Here is a 25945-nt window from a genome sequence, read left to right as displayed (position 1 = left end):
ACTGTATGAGAGCTCTTTTATCGTTGTTATGTATTGTAATGGGGGTTTACTCCGTTCAATCACAACAGCAGACCGATTCGATAACCAAGGAATTGAAAAGGATACAGGAAAGCAGTAACCTTGTGGGCTTCGCCGTGGCCATTGTCGATAAAGATAGTATTGTTTACTCCAAAGGCTTTGGCTATTCGAACAAAGAGCAACAGAAACCCTATACAACAAAAACAGTCCAACCCATTGCATCCATTTCCAAGACGTTGCTCGGAGTGGCCTTAATGAAAGCACAGGAAATGGGTTTACTGGATTTAGATGACCCCATCAAAGATTATTTACCCTTTACCATACAGAACCCATTTTATCCAAAGGAGCCAATAACCATTCGTCAACTTGCTAGCCATACCTCCAGTATTCTAGATACGGAGCACTATGAGAAGATTTACATTTTTAATGACAGTATTCCTCCCTTCTACGAAAACCTGCCCCAAAAAACCAAACAAAAGGTACAAAAGGAGGTAAACTTATTGAATGAAAACCAAATGATGCCTGCAGCCCAATTCATTAAAAACCAATATTGTACGGATGGAAAATGGTATACGTCAAATAGCTTTTCAGACACGATTCCAGGATCTTCGTATAATTACAGTAATATGGGAGCCAATATTGCGGCCTATATTATTGCACAGGCCAGTGGTATGGAATACACCGATTTTTTACAGGAACATATTTTAAAACCACTCCAAATGAATGATTCAGGTTGGGCGAACAAAGACCGTCCACTGAACAATACATCTACACTTTACTGGTACGGTTACCCAATTCCGGCATATGAGTTTGTTGTATACGGTGATGGCGGATTCATGACCAATATAGAGGACTTCAGTCAATATTTGATGGCGGTGATGAAGGGCAATAATGGGGAGAGTAATGTTTTAAAGGCATCCAGCTATAAGGAAATGCTATCTGAACCGGCCTCAAAAGAATTCAAAAAGAATGTTTTTTGGACTATTGATGATGAAAAAATAGGGCATAGCGGCAATGATCCAGGTATTATTTCCCATGCATATTTTCTTAGGGAAGGAAGTCATGGTATTATTGTGTTTGTCAATACTTCGGAAGTCGAAAACGATATGATATCGGTAAGGGATATCTATCGCACACTGCTAAAATATATGTAGTAGCTCTAACGAATCTTGAATATTTGAAAGAAGAATTATTGGAAGTCAACTTAAAAACCAAAATCAAATAATCATTTGTAAGTATGTATGTTTTTTCGGTTCATAAAATCTCTTAAATCAACAAATCCTTTTTGACTTTCATATTGAACAATACTGTAATTTCCTCACAATACCCGTTCATTCGGTGTAGATTTTCTATAGCAGTTTTTGGTAATTTTTGTCTAGCAGTTTCCCAAGCTTTTTTATTGGGCCATTGGGCATATGCAATATAAACTCCCGCCTCGGTTTTATGGAGACGGGAGCCAAGCCCTTCCGCATGGGCCATAAATGCTTTGGTAACCGCCCGCCATAAGTTCTCAAAAGCAACTTCCTTGCCTTGGATAACTTTAAACCGATAGATTACTGCATACATATTGACTTTGTTTTATTGGCTATCATCAGTCCCAAGCATGGGAGGTCGAGATAGCATGTTTACCTGCGCCACTGAAATAAAAAGCGACTCCGGCAACAAGATAAATAAACAAAAGGTCTAATGTCCAACCGCCATACTGGTTTAATGTGAAAATATGTTGGATTTGGGCCATAAGTATGGCCAATAAACAATTAAAGGCTAATAGTAAACCTGCCAATCTACTTCTGTAGCCTAACACAAGCATTAGTGGTGCTACTATTTCCCCTATAAAAACCCCATAGACCAAAAAGGAGGGCAAATTATAGGCATCCAATAAACTGCCGATGAACCCGGTGCCGTTTGTAATTTTATCAATACCATAAATCAACATGGTAAAGGGAATGGAAACCCTAAAAAGAAGGATAGCAACATTTTTGTTTCGTTTCATGATTCAATTTATTTTGATTTAAAAATTATACTTAAAGAATATTCCGAAATTGGCAAGTGTTCTTTTTGCGTTATTGAACTGGTCTAGATTAGCAGCAATCCCAGTGGTCAGTAGCTTTTTTTGGATACCGACCTTAACTTGTTGGAGGCCTCTTGTGTATCCATTAGAATTCAAATTTGCTGTTGCGAGCAGATTCAGATATCCTCGGTTACTTTTTCCTAAAACGGGCATATAGCTCATTACCAGTGATTGCTCCAATGACACGCCTTTTTGATAAGTTCCGCCCACGGTATAAATACCGAGAAAGTTTGGTGACCGAAATACATAGGACATCGACAAAGTGCTAAATGCCCCAGGATTTTTTATGCCTATAGCCGCATTTGCACTCACATTTTTGAACACGGAATATGAAACGGTGTTTCTTATAAAAAAGAGATTGTTCTCATCGGTGTTGTATTCGGTATCGAACAGGGTTAAATTATCGACGGTCAATTTTTGATTGAGTGTGTATTTGACCAAATGTTTATATGTGATAGATCGATTACCCAATACCACATCGGGATCAAAACGTAGTTCCTGTCCAAACCCAACGCCAATAACCGATACATTAAAAAATATGAATAGAAGTTTGTCCTTGCTCATTGTTCTATATTTTATTGGGACAAACCTACATGCAAACCAAAAGGGAATACTTAAGGTATATTAAGAAAGAAAATAGGGTCATAGAAAATGGGAAGGCGCCCCTTTTATTAAAAAGAGACGCCTATAAAACTTAGTCAGCAGACACTGTTTTATGGTCCGGTTAGCGAAAAGCTTTCCAAATTACCATACGTGGCAAAACCAAGTTTGTGATAAATACGCTCACCTGCCTCCGATGCCACAAGAAATACCATATTACTATTTGACTTTATTGATTGATTTATAAGGAATCGGGTCATTTTTTTGCCCATGCCCAATCCCTGAAATTCTGCCCTGGTACCGATCATATGGATTCCTGAAATACCATTTTGGTCCAAATAGACCATTCCGCAGCTTGGGAAGTCATCCTTACATCTCCCCAAAAAGAGCTGCATGTTTTCTTTGTTGATCAAGGATTGGACTACAGAGGTATCTACCAAATATCCGAACGATGCCGATGCTGTCTTCGCAAAAATACGTGCCTTGTTTTTTGAGTCCACGAGTGTAAATTCAGACTCGTCAATATCATCGTAATACAATTGCTCGGTGCTCATGGCCATGGCTTTTACCTTGGAGGTGGAGCAAAAATTATTGGATTCCAACAACTGTTTCGTGTTTTCGCACTCGGGTATTCCAATCGAATTGGGAATTTCACCTGTGCGAATCCTTCGCTGTACATCTTCAATATTTATTTGACCGACCTCAATGTTGTAAACTTTACTGGGCCATGAGTTGGGCTCTGGTTTTGTAAAGGCAAAGCCTCTTTCCTTGTTAAAAGAATCGGTATGTTTTCCAATCTGTTCCCACAGTTCAAATAAATGCGCAATGATTTGTTTGTTCATGATCTCTCTTATTATATAAATCCTTTGGACTTTAGATTATGCTTGATTTCATCCATAAATGAATCCATTTCTAATTGTGTTCTGAACCTGCCATTAGGTTGATTGTGGTAGTTCAAAATATTATGGACCACAGCTTTTAGTTCCAGTTTGTCTTCCAGCCTAACCAGTTCATTATTTTCTATATCGAATGTTTTATGGAATACACCTAAGGAAAACCGACCAACCATTTTTCCACCCCAATTGGGTATCAATCTATCTAAAATGTTGAGGTGGGTACTACCGCCTAGTTTTCCGGGCGAGGCACTTAAAAGAAGAATCGGCTTATCGCCAAAAAAACGTTGATCTATTCGTGAAAGCCAATCAATATGGTTTTTTAAAAAAGTTGTGGGCAGGCCATTGTGCTCTGGCGATGCGATGATAAATCCATCTGCCGAGGTGATAATTTGAAAAAGCTCCTTGACTTGGATGGGAAAGCCCTCTTTTTCGATATCCGGACTGTAAATAGGTAGGTCAAACGTTTCAAGATCAATATACTCAATATCATTTTCAACAAATTCCTTTAGAATATAACCGATTAACTTTTTATGAATGGAGTTACGGCCATTACTGCCCGAGATCGCTATTATTTTTTTCATGCTGCACTAATGTGTATGGTCAGTGCAAACCTAAATAGAGGGGAAATTTTTAATCTTAAGGTGGATTAAGAAATGCTTTTGTTACCGTTTTTTTCGCAATGCACTTAAAAATTCCGGGGTAATTCCCAGATACGAGGCAACCATATATTGGGGTACGCGCTGCTCTATGCTTCTATACTTCGTGCGGAATTCCAAATAACGTTCTTCTGCTGTTTTACTCATGGAATTAATAGTGCGATCTTGTAGGGCCACATACGCATTTTCGAACTTCAATCTATAAAATCGCTCAATGGCAGGAACTTTGTTATATAGATCGTTTAAAGTATCTCGATGAATTTGTAGAACCACGGAAGGCTCTAGGGCCTGAACAAATTGTTTGGCAGGGGTTCGGGTCAGATAACTATAGAGATCGTTCACCCACCAACCTTCTATGCCAAATTGCACGATGTGTTCTTTAGCCTCTTCATCCATGTGATAGGCCCTAAGGCAACCCTTTGCTATAAAACGCATATGCGAGGATATCTCCCCGGCAAAAAGCAAAACCTCCTTCTTTTTTAGCTGTACTTCGGAATAGCTATCGCATACGATGGATTCTTCCTCGGGCGTAAGCCTGATACTTTCCTTTAAATGCGATATTAGTTGGGCCTTGGAATCCAAAATTCAATTTAAACCTGAAATTACTAAAAGTTGAACAAAGGCTGATGATACATCCCTTAAATTGACAAAAAATGTATGCTAACCAATTTTTTGGCACAAAAAGTTCTTAACCAAAGTCAATGAATTTTGTTACATCGAAATTTAGCTTTGCCTGGCTTTAAACATGTTTTACAATGTGCTACAAACCATCGATAAAATTTTCGGGTATCAGTTATATTCTGCTGTTCGTTGCTGGATTTTATGCTAACTTTTTCGTTTTGGAAAAACTGGTAGTTCCCTCAGATCCAGAAATTACCGTCAGCAATTTTGTTGAATTTCGTTCATTGTTCCGTCAAGGGATATTAGGTTTTGTTGTGATGCTGCTTTTTGATATCTCCTTGGTAGGCTCGTTGTATTTTGTAACACATCACGTCAACAAAAAAGTGACCATTTTCGCTTCTCTGTTGCGACTCTCCCATGCATTGGTTTTTACTGTCGCATTGATGGGTTTGTTCAGTATTTACCAAAATACACACCCATCCTTAATAATGGATGAAAAGCAATTGCAGGAGTTGGTAATTACGGCACTGGCCAATTTTAATGCAACTTGGAATATTGGATTGTTGCTCTTTGGAATGCACTTGTTGGTTTTGGGGTACCTCTGTTTAAAATCCCCTAGGATTGCAAACGGCATTGGAGGAATACTGCTTTTAGCGGCTTCTGGATACCTATTGGATGGTTTGGCCAAACTCTTTCTGGACAGCTACAAAAATTACAAGGAAACTTTTGAAATAATGGTACTTATCTGCGGTGTACTGGGTGAATTGACTTTTACGTTTTGGTTATTGTTCCAAGGGTTCTGGGGAGACCGGTTTAATAGAAAGTACAACTGGTCGGGTGGTACTACCGAGAACTGATGCGTTTTCGTATCCTGCTCAACGATTCAGGTTTTATGCCCAGGTAACTTGCCAAATGGTACTGTGGGATACGCTGTAAAAGGTCAGGCCTATTTTCCAATAGGTCTATGTATCGTTTTTCTGGACTGGAAATCATGAACTGGGCCAATTTATCCTGGTACGTTCCAAGTTCCTCCTCCACAGAAACCCTACAAATGGATTCGAAGGCAGGTACATGTTTGAATAGTTTTTTCTCGCTTGTTCTTGATAAGATAGCCAATCTACAGTCTTCAATGCATTCCAAATAATGGTTGGAGGGAATTTTAAGATGATAGCTCTGCAAGGAAGAAATAGCATCTTGCTCAACATAGAATTCCGTGGTTTTTTCTTCACCATCTACCATATAATACTTCCGTACCAGCCCCTGTATGTTAAAATAGGACTCGTTGGAAACCTGACCTTCGCGCAATAAAATATGTCCTTTCGAAAATTTATGGATAGGAATACATTGGGTCACGACCAAGGCTTCCTCATCGGTCAGGGTCAGAGCATTTTCCAACAATTGGACAATTTCACTTTTCAATACGATCTTTTAGATGTTTGACGCTGCCCTCAAGATAACAAATCCATGTACAAGTTCGTATTTAAACCTTGGTTTTATACTAAAAATGGTCCAAGCACTAATCTTTTGAAGTAATACGAAGGTAATAACCATCAGGGTCTATCAAACGGAAATCAGTGAGCCCCCAATTTTGCTTTTTTAAGTCGGAATGTATCGGATATCCGTTGGATTTCACTTTCTGATACAACTCGCCAATGTCTTCGACCTCTAAAACAATTTCCGTTCCATAACCTTTTTGGGTGCTTTTTAGCTTGGGATCAAAATAATGGTCCGGGGAAAGTTTTTGTATGGGACCAATCCCCAACACTACACCATCTTTAGTTACGACTTGATACGATGGGTCTGGTTTTTCTCCTGCCATGGTGAAGCCAAGAACATCTGTGTAAAAGTTAATGGATGCTTCCATATCGGATGTAAACAGTTCCAATCGAAGTGTCGTTTCTTGAGATGAGGGGCCATTGCTTTCCCTTTTACAAGAAACAATGGTCAATAAAAGTGTTATGATTAAAGTTGATATACGATTTATCATGATGGAAAATTATGGATGTGATTTAAAGATCTTATAAAAGCGAAGCGACTTCATCGTCGCATACTTTTACAAAGAAAACCAAGTATTGCCCTAATTTTCTTAAGCTACATTAATAAGGATGATTTTTGGTCTACTAGGTTTGCCCGACCCTGTTTTGGATAGGATGTTGCTGCAATTGGAAGTAGGGTACATTGATCCTTTTGGTCGATTATAAAATTGGAAGCCTAGGGTGCGATCAATGCATTTACCCGTTTCTGCAATTCCGGTAGTACCTGTTTACCGAACCAAGGGTTTTTTTGCAACCAAAACCTATTTCGTGGAGATGGGTGGGGGAGTACAAAATATTTGGGCAAATAAATATTATAGTTGTTCACGGTCTCGGTCAGATTTCTTTTCATAGTACCTCTCAAGTAATGGTTTTGGGCATACTGGCCTATTAAAATAATGAGATCGAGGTTGGGCATTTGGTCCATTAATGGATTGTGCCATTTTGGAGCGCATTCGGGTCGAGGAGGCAGATCCCCGGATTTTCCCTTGCCTGGATAGCAAAACCCCATGGGAATCAATGCAAATAACTGTTGGTTGTAAAATTGTTGTTCGGTTACATTGAGCCACTCCCTCAGTTTTTTTCCGCTTGGGTCGTCCCAAGGTACACCTGTTTGGTGAACTTTGGCTCCCGGGGCTTGTCCAATAATAGCTATTTTGGATTTTGGATGGGCCGCAACAATAGGTCTTGGTCCCAATGCCAAATGTTTTTCGCAGAGGTTACAGCCTTGGATTTGATGTAAGAGCTGATCCATTTGGGCTTAATTTACCTTTTTACTTAGTAAAAAGCTCGTAAATCGCCTGCTTTTCTTCTAAAGTAAATTTTTTGTCCTCGAACCAGTCGTGTACTTCTATTTTTTTGTTTTCTATTTGTGCTTGCCTAATGGCATTTATGGATACCAAATGCCAATGCACTCCTCGTTGACGATACACGGAATAACCGATATCCTCCATAATATAAGAGGGTTTAGGGTAGTTTACCAGGCGGGTCCCGTTTTTTAATATGGCCAAGGTTTTGGTAAGTTCTACAACTACAGAAAAGGTATAGCGCTTAAAATCATCGAACCCATCTTGGGTCACATTGTATACTTTATCTCCGATTTCTAGTGGTCTCATAGGCTACTGGCAGCCAAAAATAAAAGCCTATTCATAGTATACCTAAGGAATGTTTGATTTGTTATTAACAGCGCTGAGTGGGGAAGTATTATGGTCAACAAGTATCGAATTTTCCTTTTCGTGCAACTAACATATGGTAAGAGACAAAGGTATATCTGTCAGAATAATTAAAAATGTGAATTTATAATACCTTCTATTAACAGATATTTTTGCATTCGTTGTACAACTCGTTCCAAACCCTGTAACTTTACAGTAATAAACAGTGGTCCATGACAAGTACCGAACAGAAATTAAAAGAACGTGTTAAGGAGTTGACCTGCCTTTACGAGGTAACTTCCATTATTGTAAATTCAGGATACGATGAGCTCACTACTTCGTTGGAAGCTATTGCCTATTGTTTAAAACGAGGATGGCAATTTAAGGACGATGCAGAGACCAAATTGTCCATAGGTGATTATCAAGTACAGACAAGCGGGTTCGACGAACATAGAGTTTGCCTTACTTGCAATGTCATTGTCTTCAACAAGGTCGAAGGGACCATTTCCGTAGGTTATCCCTCACCTAAATACACCATGGAAGATTTTCTGGAAGAAGAGCAAACACTGCTCAAAAATGTGTCTTTGGCTGTAGGTAATTTTATTGAGCGCAAGCAAATCCATGATACGGAGCAGGAAACCAAAAGACAATTGGAGCGCAATGATCGACTTCATATTTTAGGCGAGATTACTGCCGGAATAGCCCATGAGCTAAATACCCCGTTGGCCAATATTTTGGGATTCGCCGAATTGTTGATGGATGGGGCAACCGATCCACAGACCAAAAGAGACCTTCAAAAAATAATGGACAATGCCATTTTTAGCCGTGAGATCGTTAAAAAATTAATGTTCTTTACCTGCGAAATGCCCGATCAAATGGAGCCCGTTGACCTGATCAAGGTAATCGAAGATGTGGTTCGGTTAATGGGACCATCGCTCAGGGCAAAAGAACTTAAAATCATCACAGCTTTTAAGCAAGATCATCTTTATATACGTGCCAATACTGTTCAGCTTACCCAAGTGTTCTTCAATTTAATAATGAACGCGGCCTATTATTCACCCGTACAGGGCGAAATAAAAATAGAACTCATTGGAAAGACCAATACGACTGTCATAAGTATTATGGATCAGGGAGAGGGAATTTCTCCGGATATCGAAAATAAAATATTTGAACCTTTTTATACCACCAAACCGGTGGGAGAGGGGACAGGTTTGGGGTTGAGCGTGGTCCACGGCATAATTAAAAGTTACAAGGGCACCATTGCCCACAAGCCCAATACGCCAAAAGGCACTATTTTTACCATTGAGTTTCCTAATTAAGGGTATATATGGCACTGCACAAAGAAAACATTTTGATCGTTGACGACGATATTGGGATATTGGAACTTTTAACGAGAAGATTAAAGGACCTGAATTTTCATGTTTTTAAAGCAATTTCAGTTAAAGAAGCTGTATTTATTCTAAAAGATACACCTATAGATCTTTTAATAACGGATATACAAATGCCCGAAGTGGACGGGGTTCAATTATTAAAATTTGCCAACGAACACTATCCAAATATGCCCAAGTTGGTAGTTACCGGATACCCCTCTGTGGATGGCGCGTTGGAAGTGGTTAAATCGGGTGCGATGGATTATTTGACCAAGCCTTTCACCAAAGAAGAGCTCAAAACTGCCGTGGATAGAGCATTGTCCCAAGGGCGTAAAACAGACAAACCTTCGTCCTCTGCGACTAAAATTAGGGTAGATGCCCATTTTAAAGAAATGGTGGGAGAATCCGTGGCTTTTGATCAAGTTAAAACTATTGTCGATCGGGTTAAGAACAACAGGGCCACTGTTTTAATCAATGGGGAAAGCGGTACAGGGAAGGAACTGGTCGCCAGGGCAATTCATTATTCGGGCAAGTATGCGAAAAAACCATTTGTGGCCGTAAATTGTGGTGCCATTCCAGAGAATCTTCAAGAAGCTGAACTCTTCGGATATACCAAGGGTGCTTTTACTGGGGCCGACCAAAATCGTGATGGATTTTTTCAGGCAGCGTCGGGGGGGACACTCTTTTTGGATGAGATAGGAACGGCCAGTTTGGATGTACAGGCCAAACTGCTGAGGGCGCTTCAAGAAAAGGAGATTACAAAAGTGGGCTCCAGAGCCGTGGAGAAAATAGAACTAAGGATCGTTGCCGCAACCAATGTTGATCTTGTGGAGGAAATCAGAAAAAAGAATTTTAGGGAAGATCTATATTATAGATTGACCGTTGTTGAGATCAATGTGCCTCCATTGCGTGATAGAAAGTCAGATATTCCTTTATTGGTGGACAAGTTTCTCCAAAAGTACGGAATCGAATATAGAGATCGCTTTGTGCGCATAGACCCGGATGCCCTTAATCTATTGGAAAGATATGATTGGCCAGGAAATATTAGAGAACTGGAAAATGTGATCCAACGGGCCGTGATCATGGCAGATGGCCATATTTCCATAAAAGATTTGCCAGATTATTTAAAATACGAAATTCAATTTCCGGAAGACGAATTGATACCTTTAAAGGAAATGGAAAAAAGGTACATCCAAAAAGTACTGGCTCATACCGAAGGCAACAAGACCAAAGCAGCCGAAATTTTACAGATAACCCGTAAAACCCTCCGGGACAAACTGGATTAATTTGGATAGCTTTTGACCAATTGGTTCAAAAGTGACCACTTCCCATATAACTTTCAATGCACACATAAAGTTTAATAATCTGATTATTAAGCACTTGAATGGAATCAGCTTTTTTGTGTCTTAAAGGGTATGCCATTTGTTATACTGTTGCCAAATAAGTTGGTAACAACGAACTAAATGTGGTAACAATGATAGGATCACCGTAAAGCACGATCAAAAGGACTGAAGATGAATAATTCCTGATGGTCAAAAACAATTGTGGAATCTACAGACCTGGAAACCATAGGTCCATCTCAAGTTATTTCCTTCATTAAAAAACAAATACAACTAAAAATCAATAATCCAATGAACGAATTTGTTCGGAGCCTTTGCTCGACCTGTATTCATAGATCGTATTGCTCGTTGAGCAAAAAAAGGACCCAAATAAGTCTGTGCAACGAATACCATCATTTTATGGAAGATAACCAAGAGCCTACCATAATGATGTCGGATGAAATGTATTAATAATCAAAAAAAGAAGGTAGAAGTATCTTAAAATTACATATGACAACAACGATAACATCAGAGAAGAAGCAAAAAAAGCAAGGGATGCTGGATAATGTTATGCGTCAATTCAACAATGCCGCTGACATTATAGATTTAAACAAGAATATCAGAAAAATCCTTGAAGTGACCAACAATGAATTTGTGGTCCACTTTCCGGTCCGTATGGATAATGGCGAGGTAGAAATTTTTACAGGCTACCGTGTTCAGCATAATAATGCCCTTGGGCCATATAAAGGAGGTCTGCGATATCACCCAACTGTGGATATCGATGCCGCACGGGCCTTGGCCATGTGGATGACATGGAAAACTTCTTTGGCAGGATTGCCCTATGGTGGAGCCAAAGGAGGAATCCAGCTAGATCCGACCAAATATTCCCAGGACGAGTTACAACGGATTACCAGAAGGTTTACCTATGCACTGGGTGACAATATAGGACCTGAGTTAGACATACCCGCTCCGGATGTAAACACCAATCCACAGACCATGGCCTGGATCTTGGATACTTATATGTCCACAAAATCTCCGAACGAGCGGTCCAAGAATTTACACGTAGTAACCGGTAAGCCCATTGGAGCGGGTGGTTCCGAAGGTAGGGATAGAGCTACAGGGTATGGTGTTTTCTTGACCATTAAGTTTTGGGCGGAACACAAGAACATTTCACTAAAAGGTAAAAAATTCATAGTGCAAGGTTTTGGCAATGTTGGATATTGGGCATCCCATTTTCTACATGAAGAGGGGGCCTTACTTACTGCGGTACAAGACGCCTATGGAAGTATTTACAATGAGTCCGGTATTCATCCTGAGCAACTTTTGGACTATGCCAAGGCCAATAAAGGGAGTATACTAGGTTTTAGTGGTGGCAATCCTGTGGATAACGCTGATTTTTTTGGGTTGGACTGTGATATTTGTATTCCAGCAGCTCTTGGCAATCAGATTACGGTAAAAAATGCACCACAAATAAAGGCAAGCCTTATCGCGGAAGGCGCAAACGGGCCTACAGATGTAAAGGCCGAAGAAATACTGTTAAAAAATGGGGTGGACATTATCCCGGACATTTTATGTAATTCAGGAGGTGTCATCGGTAGTTATTTTGAATGGCTGCAAAACCGTAACGGAGAGATTTGGCAACTGGATGAGGTGTTGGAAAAGCTGGAGAAAAAGATGAGGGAATCCTTTAGTAAGGTAATGCAAAAAACAAAAACCGAGAAAATCGATGCACGGACCGCTGCATTTGTAATTGCTATTGAGCGACTTGAAGAAGCCTATGTACAAAGAGGTATTTTTCCTTGATCAAGGAAAAATTATCAAGTGAAGTATGATGAGGTTAACAATAATTTTATAAGAATGACACAATGAAATATGGGAGTTTGATAATTGAAAAAAAGGAATATGTTCTTCTTAAACGGCTGATAAACCTTACAGGTTACCATAAAGACGATACCTTTAAACGATCTGTGGGAAAACTTAGAGAAGAGATGGAATCAGCACAGATTTTGGATGGGGAAGATATGCCCAAGGATGTCATACGCTTCAATTCATGGGTCACGATCACTTCCGAAAACGGATGGCACAAGAAATTCAAATTGGTAATGCCGAGCAAGAGTGATGTTAGGAACAATCATATTTCCATTTTGACCCCTATGGGGGCATCGGTAATTGGTTATGCACAAGGAGATACCTATTTATGGGAATTTCCTTCAGGTGTTCAGCAATTGACCATTGAGCATATTGAGCAAGAAAACGAACCTATAGATATAAACATGGTAATATGAAACAAGTAGGTAGACCATATTATCACGAATCCATAAACAATATTCTTAGTAAAAAGGATAAATTGGAAATAGGTAATTGGACGGATAACATGGAACTGATCAATGAAGAGTTGCAATACCTCATCCCATTGGAAAAGCGACTTTTGGGCAATGCAAGCCTTCAACAAAGATTATTGGCATTGCAAAGGGAAAACCAACTGCGATTGGGGACCCTATACCGGTACGAACGGAACATGGCAAATGCCATAGAATGCGATACCTTGGAATGTGATGCCTATTACCTGAATACACATGAAAAAAACAGGGATGGCTACATGGAGCATTTAAAAAACTATTCACAACTTAAATTGATGTTGTTTTCCAAAATTTTGGACCGATACAAGAATAATTGATTCAAGAGGGAAAATTACCGGTGGGTTGGTTTGTAGCCTTCCCCGAAACAGACGACTTTGATGATAATTTTACGATTTTAGCAATGTTCTAAAAGGGGTTAGGCTACAATGATTTGCTGTAGGTCTAAATTGATCAAAGTTATTTGATTTTGATCTCTTTTGCACCTTGTATTTTTTTGCTTACCTCAGGATAGGTGTCCTGAAAGGTTTTGAAAATAAAATCAATAGGAACATCTTCAAAGTGACCGTAATCCTCCAAATACTCCATAAATTGTTTGTTGTCCCTGTTATATTCCTGAAAAATGGAGTCTTGGGTGCCATCAAACTCCAAGGGAGCAACATTATAGCGATCACAGAGTTCTTTGTTAAAAGCAGGCGAACATTTGAACCAATTGCCATTGAGGAATACATCTACCAAACCATGTGGGGCTATTTCGTGCGAGCCTAAAGTTTCTTCTAAGTGTTCCGTCGCGATATGGTTGGCCACTTTGGCCAAACGTAATCTGGCAGGTATGTGCAGTGCACGGAGCCCTGCTACATATAAAATAGCTTTATCGATACAGTGGCCTACCGTTTTTCGGGCAATGGCACTGGCTTTATAATGCGCAGGTGTCAATCCAATATTGAATGGGTTGTAACGCCAACCGTCTCTAACTTTAAGATACAATTGCTCGATTTTTTCCTGGTCGGAAACCAAATTTTTAATGCTCTCCACCATTTTTTGAATTTCTGGACTGGAATGATCAAAGTAAGAAGTCTCCTGGATGTATACCATAATTTTAAAAGGAAAGGTTTTTGGTAAAAGTTTTCTTTATGATAAAATTTTTGGATTTAAATGTTTCTCGTAAAGATACTTAAAGTAATCAATAGTGTTCTGCTGTATTTATTTATAATGAGACTATTTCAAGTAGAAACTTGATCCAATCAATAACAATCCATTCTTAATTGTCCATTGCTTTGGAGTAGATCAAGGTCCAGCTCAGTGTGTTCCAGAAGTATGGATTCCAAAACATCCAGCACTTGTCTTTGCATGGCCAAGGAACCGCAGATCATAATACAACCGCCATCTTTTATAGTTTTCAAGATATGGTCTTCTTGTCTGGAAAGCATGTCCTGAACGTACATCTTATTTTCCTCTCTCGAGTAAGCGATATATTGAGCAAAATTGGTATTGTGCCCGATGTTATTTTCTATATACTCACGGTATAAATCTGTGGAAGATGTATAACGCACCCCCCAGAGTAGGCTGATTTTAATAGTATTGTGTTGGTGGATCATTCCCAAAAATGGTGCAATCCCCGTTCCATTTGCAATGAGAATGGCGGAAGGTGTTTTTTTAGGAAAATGAAAGTGTGGATTTTTATCGATACTTGCCATCAGGGTGCTTCCTTGCTCCAATTCGGATAGAAAGGTAGAACAAAGGCCGAAATCATGCTTTTTAATACTCAAAACAATGTCTTTTCCAATTTTGGCTACCGAATACTGTCGGGCAATATCGGAACCCTTGGGGTAAATGGACAACAGATCGCCAGAAGTACAATCAACACTGTTTTTGGGCCTCAGCCTGAGTAAAAAGGTATCATCAATGTTTAAATCCGAGCGGTGGACTACGTCAAAAGGGACAAGTTTGATTTTTTTCTGTTTTTTTGAAGCGGGTCGTAATGAAAACTCAATTTTTGAGGCTTTGCTCCACTCCTGTGCCCAGTCATTAAACGTAGAGAACGCAGCATTATTTATTTTTTGAAGCGGCAAAAGAGGTGTAAAGTTTTCCCGATGATTAAGGGCATTGTCCACTTCAATGGCATATTTGCAATAATCAGGATATTCGGTAGAGCCAAAACCAACAACCGAATAGTTCAGGTCTTTAGGTTGATGCACTGATTTTACCCTACCCAGAAATTTTCTGGCATTGGTCGGGGAATCGCCCTCACCATAGGTAGAAGTCAAAATAATAATGTGCTCTGCGTTTTGGAATGTGGTGTAATGGTTCAACTCGGTAAGGTAGACTTTTTTATTGGTCGAACTCATTGATCGGTATAATTGCAGTGCAAAATCGTAGGTGGTTCCGGTTTCCGAGCCCACCAAAATTATAATCTCGCTCTCATCCTTATCCGGCATTTGATCTAAAGTAATGTGCTTTTTACCACGTTTTATTCGTTTTACCGACATCACAGCCCCGGAATAGATAAAAAACAAGATCGAAGCACTTGCCAAAAGTAGGACCAAAGACCACACAACACTGCCCTCTCCCGTATGCAGGTTAAAACTCACCCTGGAAGCTAAGGTCACAAAAGGATAGGAAGCACTGGCGACTATGTCTCCAGTTTCTTGGTTTACCTGGATTTCTTCGTACTTTAGTGAGATTTGGTAAAACTCTTCCGGATCCTCGGAGAAAGGAAACTCTACCATTCTAACATCCTGAAGTGTTGTGTTTTGGAAGAAAGGGATATTTAGAACACTATTGTATTTGTTCTGGGACCGGATTTTCTGTTCTACCCAATGTTTTGTGCTGGTGTCCGGAAGTAAATTGAATTTTTCCAACGAAAGATAAACGCCGGTAACGGAAAGGATGATTATCGGGATAAAAAACCATCGACTTAAAATTACATGATAGCGAAGCTCCATATAATCTTGCTGTACCTTGGAGAACAGTTTTTTTATCCCTCCTTGTCGCTTGGCCAACAGCACCAATCCGGTTAGGGCGATCAAGAGCAATAAAAACGAAATTGACCCCACAAAAAACCGCCCAATGCCCTTTAAGAACAGTGAGCGGTGTAAATTGGTGGCAAAACTATAAATGCCAGGTCGGTCTTGAACCATGCCCAGTTGTTCGCCCGTTCTTGGATCGATATAAATATCGTGTGTATCCAAATCCATGGTCAGAACCGAGGCTTTTACAAAATCGGATGATTCTACCTCAAAGGAGAAAACCTCCTCATAATTTTGATCAAGTGCATGGATCGTGGTTGCCAGCGAAATTTGGTCCAAATCCTTGATTGCATACCCTTTGGCTTGATGCTGTATAGGTTCCACGGCTAATATTACACCGGTAACGGAAGCGATCAAAAGAAATATGGATGAAACCAGAGCCAATAAAAAATGGCTGTATCGCCAAATGGATATGGTCATAGATCTTTTTTACTGCGCGAGCATTCGCACGTAACGAATAAATCCTTTGCCCTCTTTCTTGCTTTTCAGGTTATCCGAAGTCAGCTCAAATTGGATGTCATCCATGTAATACTCCTGATCTTCAACGGAAGTCTCAAAGCGAATACGATATCCTTTATCAATTTTATCCTCGGGTATCTGCAAAACGGTAACAGTACGTTCGCCCCCACTTATGGTTTCACCGGAAATACCATCTATATTGGGACGATATTTGCCATAGAACTTCCACCATTCGGGAATTTCACTGTACCATTCACTATCCTTACCTTGGACATAGAGGGTTTGCTCATATTCACCATCAGGTTTAAGGAGAGATACCACCAAATACGCACCTTCACCAGTATAATTGGTCATTTGGATTAGACACTTTACCGTTTTGGTCTGGGTAGGAGCAAAGGCGGTGAACAGTAATCCTGCAAGCATAAGTACAGGAACTAGTTTAATCAATTTTTTCATCTTACTTTAAAAAGGTTAATACGATGTTTTGTTGTTGTAAGAGTTCATTTTCACTGGCCAGATCATAAACCGTTTCCTCAAAGTCGGTCTTGATGTCTATATCGGCACCTTTTGATATCAAATACTTCATTAATTTATCATCTTCGGCTTTCATGGCAGCTAAATGCAATGGCGTGAGCCCCTCGGCGTTTTTGGCATTCACGTTGATACCAAGACCATCCAGTTTTTTGGCAAGGGATACGTTATTGTTCTTGGCCGCCAAATGGTACAAGGTATTGCCATCGGCCTGTGCCGTATCGAATACCACATCCTTATTCTCCAACATCTTTCTTTTTTCTTCAAAGGCTGCTATATTTTTGGCGTTATAAGAGGCTGCCCAATAGTAGGCCATTGAATTTCCAGAGTTGTCGCTCAAAGTGGCATCGGCGCCTTTGGAAAGCAAATATTCCACCACTTCGGGAGTGTTGTTTTCCAAGGCGAGCATTAAAGGTGTCTGCCCTTCGTTGTTTTTTGCATTGAAGTTTGAAACATCTGTTGACAGTAGTTTGACCATCTCCATATTGTTTCGGGCAGCAGCATTGATAAACGGAGTATTACCATTGATATCTTTCTGATTTACATCTGCTCCGGCCGCAAGGAACAAATTAAAAATAGCTTTGTCCTTATTGTTGTAGGCCAAACGGTGAAGAGGCGTATAACCATCTTTGGTTACCATATTGGGATTTAACCCTAGGTTTTTTAAATACTCATAGACAGATATTGGGTTGCTAAATCCACGCCTTCCTTGTGCTGCAAATAGAAAAGCATTGGCACCTTCCTTGTTTGGTGTTTTATAATCGACCCCTTTTGATATGAGCAAATCAAGGAATTGAGTATTTCCTTTTTTTGCAGCGTAATTAAAAATACCGTTGCCTGATTGGTCTTTACTGTCCAACTGGAATCCTTTATTTAGGAAAAAGTTGAGCTCTTTTTCATTGTTAAGAGCTGCCGCTACCAATAAAAGAAGGTTGGCACCGTTGTCGCTTTTTTCTTCGGTAAGAACTACTCCATGCTTTTCGAACGTATTGTACAGTTCTGGATTTTTTTGACCAGAATTGGCGGCAAAAGCCAAGGGAGTGTATCCATGACTGTCCAAATCGGTCACCGAAGAACCTTTTTCCAGTAAATAATCTACCATCTCAATTTTTCCTGCGTATGCAGCCCAATGGAGATAAATACGGCTATCGTGGGTATTCTTGTCCACGGAATTTCTTTCTAAGGATAATAAATAGGTAATAACCCGGTCGTCCGCTTTTTCCAAAAGGGCGTACACCACTGCATCAAAAGCATTGGCATTGAGCGCCACAGGGTCGTTGCCTTCTTTGATTTTGTTTTTTACGGTTTCAACATCTGGGTTGCTTTTCCAGAAAGCTCTATCAAGTAAAACATTGCTGTTTTGCGCGATCAAGGAAAAGGTAGGCAAGAACAGACCCAATAAAAGTATTTTCTTTAGTGATTTCATGTATTGGTTATTTTACAAAAGCTTCGATGATCTCATCAATTTTGCCTTTTTCGTTGTAGGCCTCTTCATCCAACAAATATTTAAAAAGAACTTTGTTGTCCACTTTGTTCTCTAGTTGCAGATCAGTGTTTCTGCCGTAGACCTCGTCCCATTTGGCGCGAACCATGGCCCACTTTTCTTGGTTTTCCTTCCACCATTTTGCAGCTCCGGCACATCGGCTATCATCTACTTTTACATAGGTATTGTACCCTTTTTCTTTGGCCAAAACAAAGTCTTCTTTCCCCTTTTCACGTATGATCTTTGCGTTGTCTTGTTCGTGCAACCATCCATAATCTGTTATTTCCTGGCGGTTTCCCCTCATGGTCAGATTGTAGTCGCTTCGGGTGGTATATTCTCGACGGGGGAGGGGAGCAGGAGTTGTATTTTCCCAATAGCTTTTTCCATCTACGTGTACCCAGGTGGCGGAACCTTCGTAGCGGGGACTATCATCCACTTGATATACCTTTTGGGTCCACTGACCTTTAACTTCTGCCGGGTCCAATTGTTGGTAGGTCCACTCATTATTGGCGTTGAACTTATATAGGTCGGTATTCTCGAACAACCAATCCTGTCTCCAGTGTTTTACAATGTAGGGCTCATTTGGGTTGCCTACCTGTAATAGGTGTTGTATGGAAATCTTGTTGTCCTCATCAGTAACCAATTGTGCCCACTCCAATCCCTTGTCCACTTTTGTTTTAGAGGGTTTGTATAGGGAATCGTTGGCATAATTAAAGGTTTCGGCAAAGTTAAAAGTAACCTCGTAGCAACCACACATATTCTTAATGGCTTCGCGATCTTTATCTTTTTTTTCGGTTTGAGAAAAAGCATTGGCGAAAATCAAAACAACCAATGCAGAGAGCATGATATTTTTCATCAGGAAAGTTTACATTATTTAGTTACGCTGACAAAAATAATTAAATATAATTAATCTAAATAAGAATAGTGAAGCTTTATTTTATTGAAGTGTTTTATGCCCAAAAATTAGAATTCCAACTCTTGCTATTGAATTGAAAATAAATTGTTTACTACAGTTTTTATTTGGGCTGAAATGTGTTTGCCTTTCGATTTTTAAGATTTTATCTTTAAAAACAACGAAGGTTTCATAGAATCGGTTGCAGTACTTTCCATACATTTTCGGCAACCAATTTTTGTCCTTTTATGGTTGGGTGAATGCCGTCACTTTGGTTAAGATGGGGGATGCCTGCCACATTTTCCAATAGGAAAGGGATTAAATATATCTCTTCGGATGAGGCCAGTTTTGGAAAGATCTCTTCAAATTCTTTGGTATATTCGGGTCCCATGTTTGGTGGGATTTTCATTCCGGCCAAAATAATCCTTGCGTTTGGCAAGGTTTCCCGGACGGTATCCACCATGCTTTTTAGGTTGGACTCTGTTTCCGACAAGGGAATGCCCCTTAGACCATCGTTGGCACCCAATTCTATAATTACAATATCAATATTTTCTTCGAGAACCCATTCCAATCTGTTTTTTCCACTGGCCGTGGTCTCTCCGCTTAATCCGGCATTGATCACGGCATAATCCAAATCAAGGGAATCTATTTTTTGTTGAATTAAAGTTGGAAAGGCCTGACCCATTTCAAGTCCATAACCTGCGGTTAGGCTATCTCCAAAAAATAAAATTTTTTTATCGGAACCTTCGGTCGTAATCGTTTCGGTTTTTTCAGCTGGATTGTCCTTGATAGCGTCTTTCTTAACGGATTTGTCACCACAGCCAATTAAGAGTAGGATCAAAAAATAACAAAACATTAACGGCCTAGGGGAGCTTGGTATTTTCTTGGACTTGTCCATTTTAGTATTTTGAGAGTTTTAACCAAAAACGAGTTATGTCAAAGATATTAAAAGTTCAACACCTCTCTAAAACCTACCGGAGTGGTGAGCACGATCTTACTGTTCTGAATAATGTGTCTTTTGAAGTGGATGCCGGAGAAAGTTTTGCGATTGTTGGGCCATCCGGAAGTGGAAAAACCACATTGTTGGGACTTTGTGCAGGACTTGATACTACTGATGAGGGGGAGATTTGGCTTTGTGGCCAAAATTTGTTGAAGTTGGATGAGGACGGAAGGGCACGGTTAAGAAATCAGAATGTAGGTTTTGTTTTTCAGGACTTTCAATTATTGCCCACTTTAACGGCTTTGGAAAATGTTATTGTTCCCTTGGAGTTAAGAGGGGTTAAAAAAGCCGCTCAGCAAGGAAAGGAGCTTTTGGTTAAAGTCGGTCTTGGCGATAGGGCCGGACATTATCCTTCACAATTGTCCGGAGGGGAACAACAGCGGGTTGCCCTGGCCAGGGCTTTCGCCAACAAACCATCCATTCTTTTTGCGGACGAACCAACAGGAAATTTGGATGATGAGACTGGGACAAAAATAGAGCAATTACTTTTTGATCTAAACAAAGAACAGGGCACTGCTTTGGTGATAGTGACCCATGATCTGGAACTCGCCAAAAAAACAGATAAGAGCATAAGGCTAAGGTCTGGCAAAATAGAGCAAACTGTAGTTGGGTAATGAGAAACAACAATACTGGAATTTCTTGGTTGGTAAAAATGGCATGGCGAGATGGTAAAGCAAGTTTTGGCAAGCTATTACTGTTTGTTTTTTCCATTACATTGGGAGTGGCAGCTGTGGTCAGTGTATACTCGTTCAGTGGGATTTTAAAAAAGAACATTGCTTCGCAATCCAAATCACTTTTGGGTGCAGACTATTTAATCGAAAGTGATAAACCCGTCAACGATAAGGTACGGGCTATTATAGACTCATTGGGCGGAGCCGACGCCAAGGAAATCAATTTTTTGTCCATGGCAGCTTTCCCCGGTTCCAATGGCACAAAGCTCTTGGAGGTTAGGGGAGTGGAAGGTGGTTTTCCATTTTATGGTGAATTGGAAACAATCCCAAAATCAGCAGCCAAAGATTTTGTGCAGAGTGGAGCATTGGTAGATGCAACCACAATGCTGCAACTCGATCTACAAGTAGGGGACAGCATTAAATTGGGCGCGATTACACTCCCTATTGCCGGATCGCTGGAAAATGTTCCAGGAAGCACATCGGTTTTTGGTACAATTGCACCGCCGGTTCTTATACCTTATATATATATAGATGCAACAGGACTGGTACAGACAGGAAGTAGAATTGAATACAAATATTACTTTAAGGCCGATGAGAATGAAGACTTGGTATTGTTAAATGACCAACTAGCCCCGGTGCTGGATGCCGAAGAAGCAGACTTGGATACCCATATTTCGGAAGCACGACGTTTGGGCAGACGCTACGAAAACTTTGGCAAGTTTCTGAACCTGGTCGGGTTTATTGCTTTGCTTTTGGGTTGTGTGGGCATAGCAAGTGGCATGGGCATTTATGTTCAAATGAAATTAAGGAGCATAGCCGTACTAAAATGTTTGGGAGCATCAAAAAGGCAGAGTTACTTGATTTTCTTTATACAAATTGCAGCCATGGGTATTGTAGGAGGGTTGTTGGGTACAACGGTCGGTTATCTTCTTCAACAATTGTTCCCGGTACTTTTGGGCGATTTACTGCCTGTGGATGTCGACATTAGCATGTCATATCAAAGTATGGTTCTAGGTGTCGCCTTAGGCTTGGTGATGTCCATTTTGTTTGCATTATATCCGTTGATGAAAACTTTATATGTCTCACCATTGCAGGCATTGCGTGTGGTGGGGGATACAAGGTCGCGTCCAAAAAGGGCTACAATGGCAGCGGGATTGGGCATTGTTCTTTTTGTACTGTGTTTTTCCTATTGGCTGTTGGGCAATTTTGAACGCTCTCTGGCTTTTGTTGGAGGTTTATTGGCCGTGTTTTTGGTCCTAACTGCGGTTGCCCGTGCTTTTATGGCCCTGTTGAAGAAGTTTTTTCCAGATTCGTGGGGTTTTATTCCCCGCCAAAGTTTAAAGAATCTGTTCCGACCGCAAAATCAGACTTTGGTTTTGGTACTGTCCATAGGTATAGGAACATTTTTGATCAGCACCTTATATTTTACCAAGGATTTGCTTTTGGAAAAAGCCTCCATAGAAGATAGTGCAAACAGCGCAAATATGATTCTTATGGATGTACAGAGCAATCAGGTCAGCGCTATTTCCAAAACCATTACGGGTTCAGGTTTGCCCGTCATTGATCAAATTCCGATTGTTACCATGCGAGTGGAAAAACTCAACGGAAAACACGTGGAAGAAATTCGCAAGGACACCACGTCCCAAGTCGGTCGGTGGATTCTGAACCACGAATTTAGGGTTACCTACAGAGATACCCTTATCGGCTCGGAAAAAATAATCGAGGGCAGTTGGAGGGGTACGGCCAGTTCAAATTCCGATATTCCCATTTCAGTAAGTAGTGACTTTGCACGAATGGCACGGGTAAGCGTCGGAGATCCGGTGGCCTTTAATGTGCAAGGAAGAATTATGGATACCCGGGTGCAAAGTATACGCGAAGTGGATTGGAGCAGGCTACAACCTAATTTTTCTGTGGTATTTCCAAAAGGAGTATTGGAAAATGCACCACAATTTGGCGTAATCACCACAAGAACAAAGACCGATGTGGGTTCGGCAAAGCTACAGCAGCAATTGGTCAAACAATTTCCTAATGTTTCAATCTTGGATTTAAAACGCATCTTAAGTTTGTTGGAAGAAATATTGGGTAAAATAAGCTGGGTCATCAATTTTATGGCCTTTTTCAGCATATTTGTTGGTATTGCTGTTCTTATGGGAGCCATATATAGTAGTAAGCACCAACGGGTAAAACAGGGGGCCTTGCTCAGGACTTTGGGTGCCAAAGGTCACCAAATTTTAAAATTGATTGCCATCGAGTATGCTATTTTGGGCTTTTTAGGTGCGTTTGTGGGCGTTGTGCTGGCTGTTTTCGGAAGCTCACTTTTGGCATGGGTCTTATTTGATATGGCATTTGCACCATCCTGGGTTCCATTTGCAATAATTCTTCCGGCCATTACATTGTTGGTATTTGTATTAGGAGTGGCCAATAGTTTAGGTATTGTGAGAAACTCCCCACTTTCGGTTTTAAAGAAGGAAAAGAGTTGATCATAGTTTAAAAACTTAGTTGTATTTCCTTTATACTGTGTAGGGACTCGACTTTACCCCATTATCTAGGTGATTAAAAACTCAGGGGGTTTTCAGGAAATCATAAAAAAAATTGTTCAAAATATTTTTATTAAAGTTTTTTTTATAATTTGTTAACGTTTTTTGGTAGTATTTCAATTGGTTTTTAATCGAATCTAGGAAATAACAGCAACTTTCCTTTATTAAAGATTCTCTCTTTAAAAGAGAATAATAAGCGTCGGTACTTTTTTTGTTGAAAACTTAAAAAGATCCTCATATGGTTTGTTCTAGCGGTTCTGTGTTATGTAATGATGATATGTTGACAATTGGCAAAGAATTGCCCAATGCGAATAATATTTGGATTGTGACATACCTAAAAAGAAAGGTGAAATAATGGGCCAAAAAAGTTTTACAAACGAAACCTACCTCATTGAACAGCTGCAAAATGGCTGTAAAGAGGCCTATGCCCACTTGTTTGGCCTATACCATAGGGAGTTGTGCAATTATATGACTGCAATTTCGGGTAACCAAAAAGCTGCAGAGGATATTGCCCAACAGACTTTCATCAAAATTTGGGACAACAGACGAAAACTTTCCGTTTCCGAAAATAAATTAAAGCGCTATTTATTTAAAATTGCCTATAATTTGTTTATCGACTCACAACGCAAAAAGAAGAAAGAATTTCAACTTCTGGAAAAATTAAAGGACGAAGCCTATTTGGAAATGGCCGAAACCGACAGCTCACTTTTTGAAGAGCGATTGAAAAAAGTAGAGCAAGAGATCGATAATTTGCCGGAACAGTGTAAAAAAGTGTTCATTATGAGCAAAAGGGAAGGTCTAAAATATCGGGAAATCTCGGAACAACTTCAAATATCCATTAAAACAGTAGAGGTGCACATGGCCAAGGCCATGAAACGACTTAGGGCACAATTGACTGTTTTTTTATAATAATTTACTTCTCAAATGTCTGATTACTGGGATTTTATAGTCAATAAAACCCTTCTTTAATCATGGATTTCACATTTTAAATGTTAAAATTTTAAGTCCTTGTAAGGGTTTTTTAAAAATCTTGCGTCTCTTTTAAAAGTGACAATAATACTCAGATGACCAAGATTGATATCAGACGAATAATTACAAGGTACATCAACCAAGAAGCTTCGCAGGACGAATTGACGATTTTGTTCGAATGGATCCAAAAGGGAAATAATGCAGAAGTGTTCAAAAAGTTGGTGCAGGCAGATTTTTTGGTCAAGTACGAAGATAAGCCTTGGGCTACCGAAGCTGCTTTTGAAAGTTTCTTGGATACCATTAAAGAAAAAGAAAACAGAAAGATCAGGTCGTTGTTCGTGCGAGAGCATGTTTGGAAGTATGCTGCCGTGATCATGATTGTTTTAGGTTCCTCACTGTACTTTTTGCTCAATCAGAACCCGTTGGGAGACATTCAGGTAAATTTAGATCCCAATCAAATTACCATACAGTTGGATAATGGTGAGATTTTGACCATTGATCCAGAAACCAATGCTACGGTAAAAAGTAAAAAGGGAAATACGGTAGTATCTTTTGTAAATGGAGTTTTGAGACAAACCGAAGAAGGTGAGAACAAAGGAGAGGTTGCTCATAATACCATTAGGGTCCCTTACGGCAAAAACCTTTCCGTTACGTTGCAAGACGGTTCCGTGGTGATGTTGAATTCTGGTTCAAGCCTTACGTATCCTTCCAGTTTTGAAAACTTGGACAAACGGGAAGTTGCCCTAAACGGAGAGGGCTTTTTTGAAATAGCGAAAAACCCCGAAAAACCTTTCATAGTTAAAACAGAAACTATGTACACTCAGGTTTTTGGAACGGTATTTAATGTTTCGGCCTATGAGGAAGATGGTCCGAGCGAAGTGGTGTTGGTAGAAGGGTCAGTTGGTGTTGGTGAGTTTAATGGTTTGGTAAACAGTGACTTACAAATGATAGTGCCATCGCAAAAAGCTACCAAATCTGAAGGAAAGGGCTTTATCGTGGAACATGTGGATGTGTCCTCATATATATCGTGGACCAAGGGAATATTGGCTTTTGAAAATGAATCCATGGCACAGATCATAAATCGTTTACAGCGTCAATACGATATAAAAATCGTAAATCAATACAGAGAATTGGGAGAGCGGAGATTTACGGGTATGTTCGATGAGGAATCTATAGATAATGTGCTCAGAACCATACAGGCACATACACATTTTAAATACGAAGTTGAAGGAAATACGATAACAATAAAAAAGAACAAAAAAGAATAGTGCCTATGATGTGA

Annotated in this window: 28 protein-coding genes; 12 read left to right on the top strand and 16 right to left on the bottom strand. The window is 39.9% G+C overall.

The features are described 5' to 3' along the window. The first annotated feature begins 5 nt into the window (after positions 1 to 5). Positions 6 to 1172: a serine hydrolase domain-containing protein gene (locus tag ACXAFK_RS11095; protein WP_474957799.1), complete on the top strand. Its 1167-nt coding sequence runs from the start codon at positions 6 to 8 to the stop codon at positions 1170 to 1172. Between the two features lie 112 nt (positions 1173 to 1284). Here ACXAFK_RS11095 and ACXAFK_RS11090 read toward each other — a convergent pair whose 3' ends face one another. The 6 genes from ACXAFK_RS11090 to ACXAFK_RS11065 all read right to left on the bottom strand — a co-directional run bounded on the left by ACXAFK_RS11090 (position 1285) and on the right by ACXAFK_RS11065 (position 4823). Next, positions 1285 to 1584 carry an antibiotic biosynthesis monooxygenase family protein gene (locus ACXAFK_RS11090; RefSeq protein WP_474957798.1) on the bottom strand — a complete coding sequence of 100 codons (300 nt, stop codon included), beginning with the start codon at positions 1582 to 1584 and terminating at the stop codon, positions 1285 to 1287. A 25-nt stretch (positions 1585 to 1609) separates the two neighbouring features. After that, positions 1610 to 2011 (bottom strand): DoxX family protein, encoded by a 402-nt coding sequence (locus ACXAFK_RS11085; RefSeq protein WP_293295616.1) that lies wholly within the window; start codon positions 2009 to 2011, stop codon positions 1610 to 1612. 18 nt (positions 2012 to 2029) lie between these two features. Then, a complete protein-coding gene (locus ACXAFK_RS11080) occupies positions 2030 to 2653 on the bottom strand; it encodes a hypothetical protein (RefSeq protein ID WP_474957797.1) in 624 nt (207 codons plus the stop codon). A gap of 149 nt (positions 2654 to 2802) precedes the next feature. Then, entirely contained in the window at positions 2803 to 3531 is a 729-nt protein-coding gene (locus ACXAFK_RS11075; protein WP_474957796.1) for a GNAT family N-acetyltransferase, read from the bottom strand. A gap of 11 nt (positions 3532 to 3542) precedes the next feature. Continuing rightward, positions 3543 to 4166: an NADPH-dependent FMN reductase gene (locus ACXAFK_RS11070; protein WP_474957795.1), complete on the bottom strand. Its 624-nt coding sequence runs from the start codon at positions 4164 to 4166 to the stop codon at positions 3543 to 3545. 81 nt (positions 4167 to 4247) lie between these two features. Then, entirely contained in the window at positions 4248 to 4823 is a 576-nt protein-coding gene (locus ACXAFK_RS11065) for a Crp/Fnr family transcriptional regulator (RefSeq protein ID WP_224837106.1), read from the bottom strand. Between the two features lie 173 nt (positions 4824 to 4996). Between ACXAFK_RS11065 and ACXAFK_RS11060 the strand changes: the two genes are divergently transcribed. Next, positions 4997 to 5719 (top strand): DUF4386 domain-containing protein, encoded by a 723-nt coding sequence (locus tag ACXAFK_RS11060; protein ID WP_474957794.1) that lies wholly within the window; start codon positions 4997 to 4999, stop codon positions 5717 to 5719. Here the strand turns inward: ACXAFK_RS11060 and ACXAFK_RS11055 are convergent. The 4 genes from ACXAFK_RS11055 to ACXAFK_RS11040 form a co-directional block, all read right to left on the bottom strand. Further along, positions 5706 to 6281, bottom strand: coding sequence for a Crp/Fnr family transcriptional regulator (locus ACXAFK_RS11055; protein ID WP_252079496.1), 576 nt, complete (start codon positions 6279 to 6281; stop codon positions 5706 to 5708). The genes ACXAFK_RS11060 and ACXAFK_RS11055 overlap by 14 nt on opposite strands. Before the next feature lie 97 nt (positions 6282 to 6378). Then, complete coding sequence (locus ACXAFK_RS11050) at positions 6379 to 6849, bottom strand: VOC family protein (protein WP_474957793.1); 471 nt, start codon at positions 6847 to 6849, stop codon at positions 6379 to 6381. Positions 6850 to 7073: 224 nt separating this feature from the next. Then, positions 7074 to 7649 carry a uracil-DNA glycosylase family protein gene (locus ACXAFK_RS11045; RefSeq protein WP_474957792.1) on the bottom strand — a complete coding sequence of 192 codons (576 nt, stop codon included), beginning with the start codon at positions 7647 to 7649 and terminating at the stop codon, positions 7074 to 7076. 19 nt (positions 7650 to 7668) lie between these two features. Beyond that, on the bottom strand, positions 7669 to 8010 hold the full coding sequence (locus ACXAFK_RS11040; RefSeq protein WP_474957791.1) for a pyruvate kinase: 342 nt from the start codon (positions 8008 to 8010) through the stop codon (positions 7669 to 7671). A gap of 269 nt (positions 8011 to 8279) precedes the next feature. Here ACXAFK_RS11040 and ACXAFK_RS11035 point away from each other — a divergent pair, with 269 nt between their 5' ends. The 6 genes from ACXAFK_RS11035 (at position 8280) to ACXAFK_RS11010 (ending at position 13412) form a co-directional block, all read left to right on the top strand. Then, on the top strand, positions 8280 to 9365 hold the full coding sequence (locus ACXAFK_RS11035; RefSeq protein ID WP_474957790.1) for a sensor histidine kinase: 1086 nt from the start codon (positions 8280 to 8282) through the stop codon (positions 9363 to 9365). A gap of 8 nt (positions 9366 to 9373) precedes the next feature. Further along, the gene (locus tag ACXAFK_RS11030) at positions 9374 to 10702 is read left to right on the top strand and encodes a sigma-54-dependent transcriptional regulator (protein ID WP_474957789.1); all 1329 of its coding nucleotides are present in this window, start codon (positions 9374 to 9376) and stop codon (positions 10700 to 10702) included. A gap of 258 nt (positions 10703 to 10960) precedes the next feature. Beyond that, the gene (locus tag ACXAFK_RS11025; protein WP_252079300.1) at positions 10961 to 11206 is read left to right on the top strand and encodes a hypothetical protein; all 246 of its coding nucleotides are present in this window, start codon (positions 10961 to 10963) and stop codon (positions 11204 to 11206) included. Between the two features lie 39 nt (positions 11207 to 11245). Continuing rightward, positions 11246 to 12538: a Glu/Leu/Phe/Val family dehydrogenase gene (locus ACXAFK_RS11020; RefSeq protein ID WP_224834928.1), complete on the top strand. Its 1293-nt coding sequence runs from the start codon at positions 11246 to 11248 to the stop codon at positions 12536 to 12538. A 62-nt stretch (positions 12539 to 12600) separates the two neighbouring features. Beyond that, on the top strand, positions 12601 to 13020 hold the full coding sequence (locus ACXAFK_RS11015) for a GreA/GreB family elongation factor (RefSeq protein ID WP_224834927.1): 420 nt from the start codon (positions 12601 to 12603) through the stop codon (positions 13018 to 13020). Beyond that, positions 13017 to 13412 carry a hypothetical protein gene (locus tag ACXAFK_RS11010; protein ID WP_224834926.1) on the top strand — a complete coding sequence of 132 codons (396 nt, stop codon included), beginning with the start codon at positions 13017 to 13019 and terminating at the stop codon, positions 13410 to 13412. The genes ACXAFK_RS11015 and ACXAFK_RS11010 overlap by 4 nt, the downstream gene beginning before the upstream one ends. A 139-nt stretch (positions 13413 to 13551) precedes the next feature. On the opposite strand, the gene ACXAFK_RS11005 is transcribed toward ACXAFK_RS11010, so the two are convergent. From ACXAFK_RS11005 to ACXAFK_RS10980, 6 genes are all read right to left on the bottom strand, one after another. Beyond that, a complete protein-coding gene (locus tag ACXAFK_RS11005; RefSeq protein ID WP_474957788.1) occupies positions 13552 to 14187 on the bottom strand; it encodes a transglutaminase-like domain-containing protein in 636 nt (211 codons plus the stop codon). A 149-nt stretch (positions 14188 to 14336) separates the two neighbouring features. Next, the gene (locus ACXAFK_RS11000) at positions 14337 to 16541 is read right to left on the bottom strand and encodes a PepSY domain-containing protein (RefSeq protein ID WP_474957787.1); all 2205 of its coding nucleotides are present in this window, start codon (positions 16539 to 16541) and stop codon (positions 14337 to 14339) included. A 9-nt stretch (positions 16542 to 16550) separates the two neighbouring features. Then, the gene (locus tag ACXAFK_RS10995; RefSeq protein ID WP_224834914.1) at positions 16551 to 17036 is read right to left on the bottom strand and encodes a DUF2271 domain-containing protein; all 486 of its coding nucleotides are present in this window, start codon (positions 17034 to 17036) and stop codon (positions 16551 to 16553) included. Between the two features lies 1 nt (position 17037). Beyond that, positions 17038 to 18537 (bottom strand): ankyrin repeat domain-containing protein, encoded by a 1500-nt coding sequence (locus tag ACXAFK_RS10990; RefSeq protein ID WP_474957786.1) that lies wholly within the window; start codon positions 18535 to 18537, stop codon positions 17038 to 17040. Positions 18538 to 18544: 7 nt separating this feature from the next. Continuing rightward, positions 18545 to 19450, bottom strand: a complete 906-nt coding sequence (locus ACXAFK_RS10985) for a DUF6607 family protein (protein ID WP_474957785.1) — start codon at positions 19448 to 19450, stop codon at positions 18545 to 18547. Positions 19451 to 19676: 226 nt separating this feature from the next. Then, positions 19677 to 20384, bottom strand: a complete 708-nt coding sequence (locus tag ACXAFK_RS10980) for an arylesterase (protein ID WP_224834911.1) — start codon at positions 20382 to 20384, stop codon at positions 19677 to 19679. A 35-nt stretch (positions 20385 to 20419) separates the two neighbouring features. Here ACXAFK_RS10980 and ACXAFK_RS10975 point away from each other — a divergent pair, with 35 nt between their 5' ends. The 4 genes from ACXAFK_RS10975 (at position 20420) to ACXAFK_RS10960 (ending at position 25931) form a co-directional block, all read left to right on the top strand. Beyond that, entirely contained in the window at positions 20420 to 21100 is a 681-nt protein-coding gene (locus ACXAFK_RS10975) for an ABC transporter ATP-binding protein (RefSeq protein ID WP_474957784.1), read from the top strand. Then, a complete protein-coding gene (locus ACXAFK_RS10970; protein WP_474957783.1) occupies positions 21100 to 23637 on the top strand; it encodes an ABC transporter permease in 2538 nt (845 codons plus the stop codon). Before ACXAFK_RS10975 ends, ACXAFK_RS10970 begins: the two co-directional genes overlap by 1 nt. 411 nt (positions 23638 to 24048) lie before the next feature. Further along, positions 24049 to 24603, top strand: a complete 555-nt coding sequence (locus ACXAFK_RS10965) for an RNA polymerase sigma factor (RefSeq protein ID WP_224834908.1) — start codon at positions 24049 to 24051, stop codon at positions 24601 to 24603. A gap of 155 nt (positions 24604 to 24758) precedes the next feature. Beyond that, positions 24759 to 25931: a FecR family protein gene (locus ACXAFK_RS10960; RefSeq protein ID WP_474957782.1), complete on the top strand. Its 1173-nt coding sequence runs from the start codon at positions 24759 to 24761 to the stop codon at positions 25929 to 25931. Positions 25932 to 25945: the final 14 nt, after the last annotated feature.

This window comes from Flagellimonas sp. ABD4_174, assembly GCF_056160185.1.
Note: the sequence above shows the minus strand (reverse complement) of the source record. Positions and strands in the feature narration are given on the sequence as shown.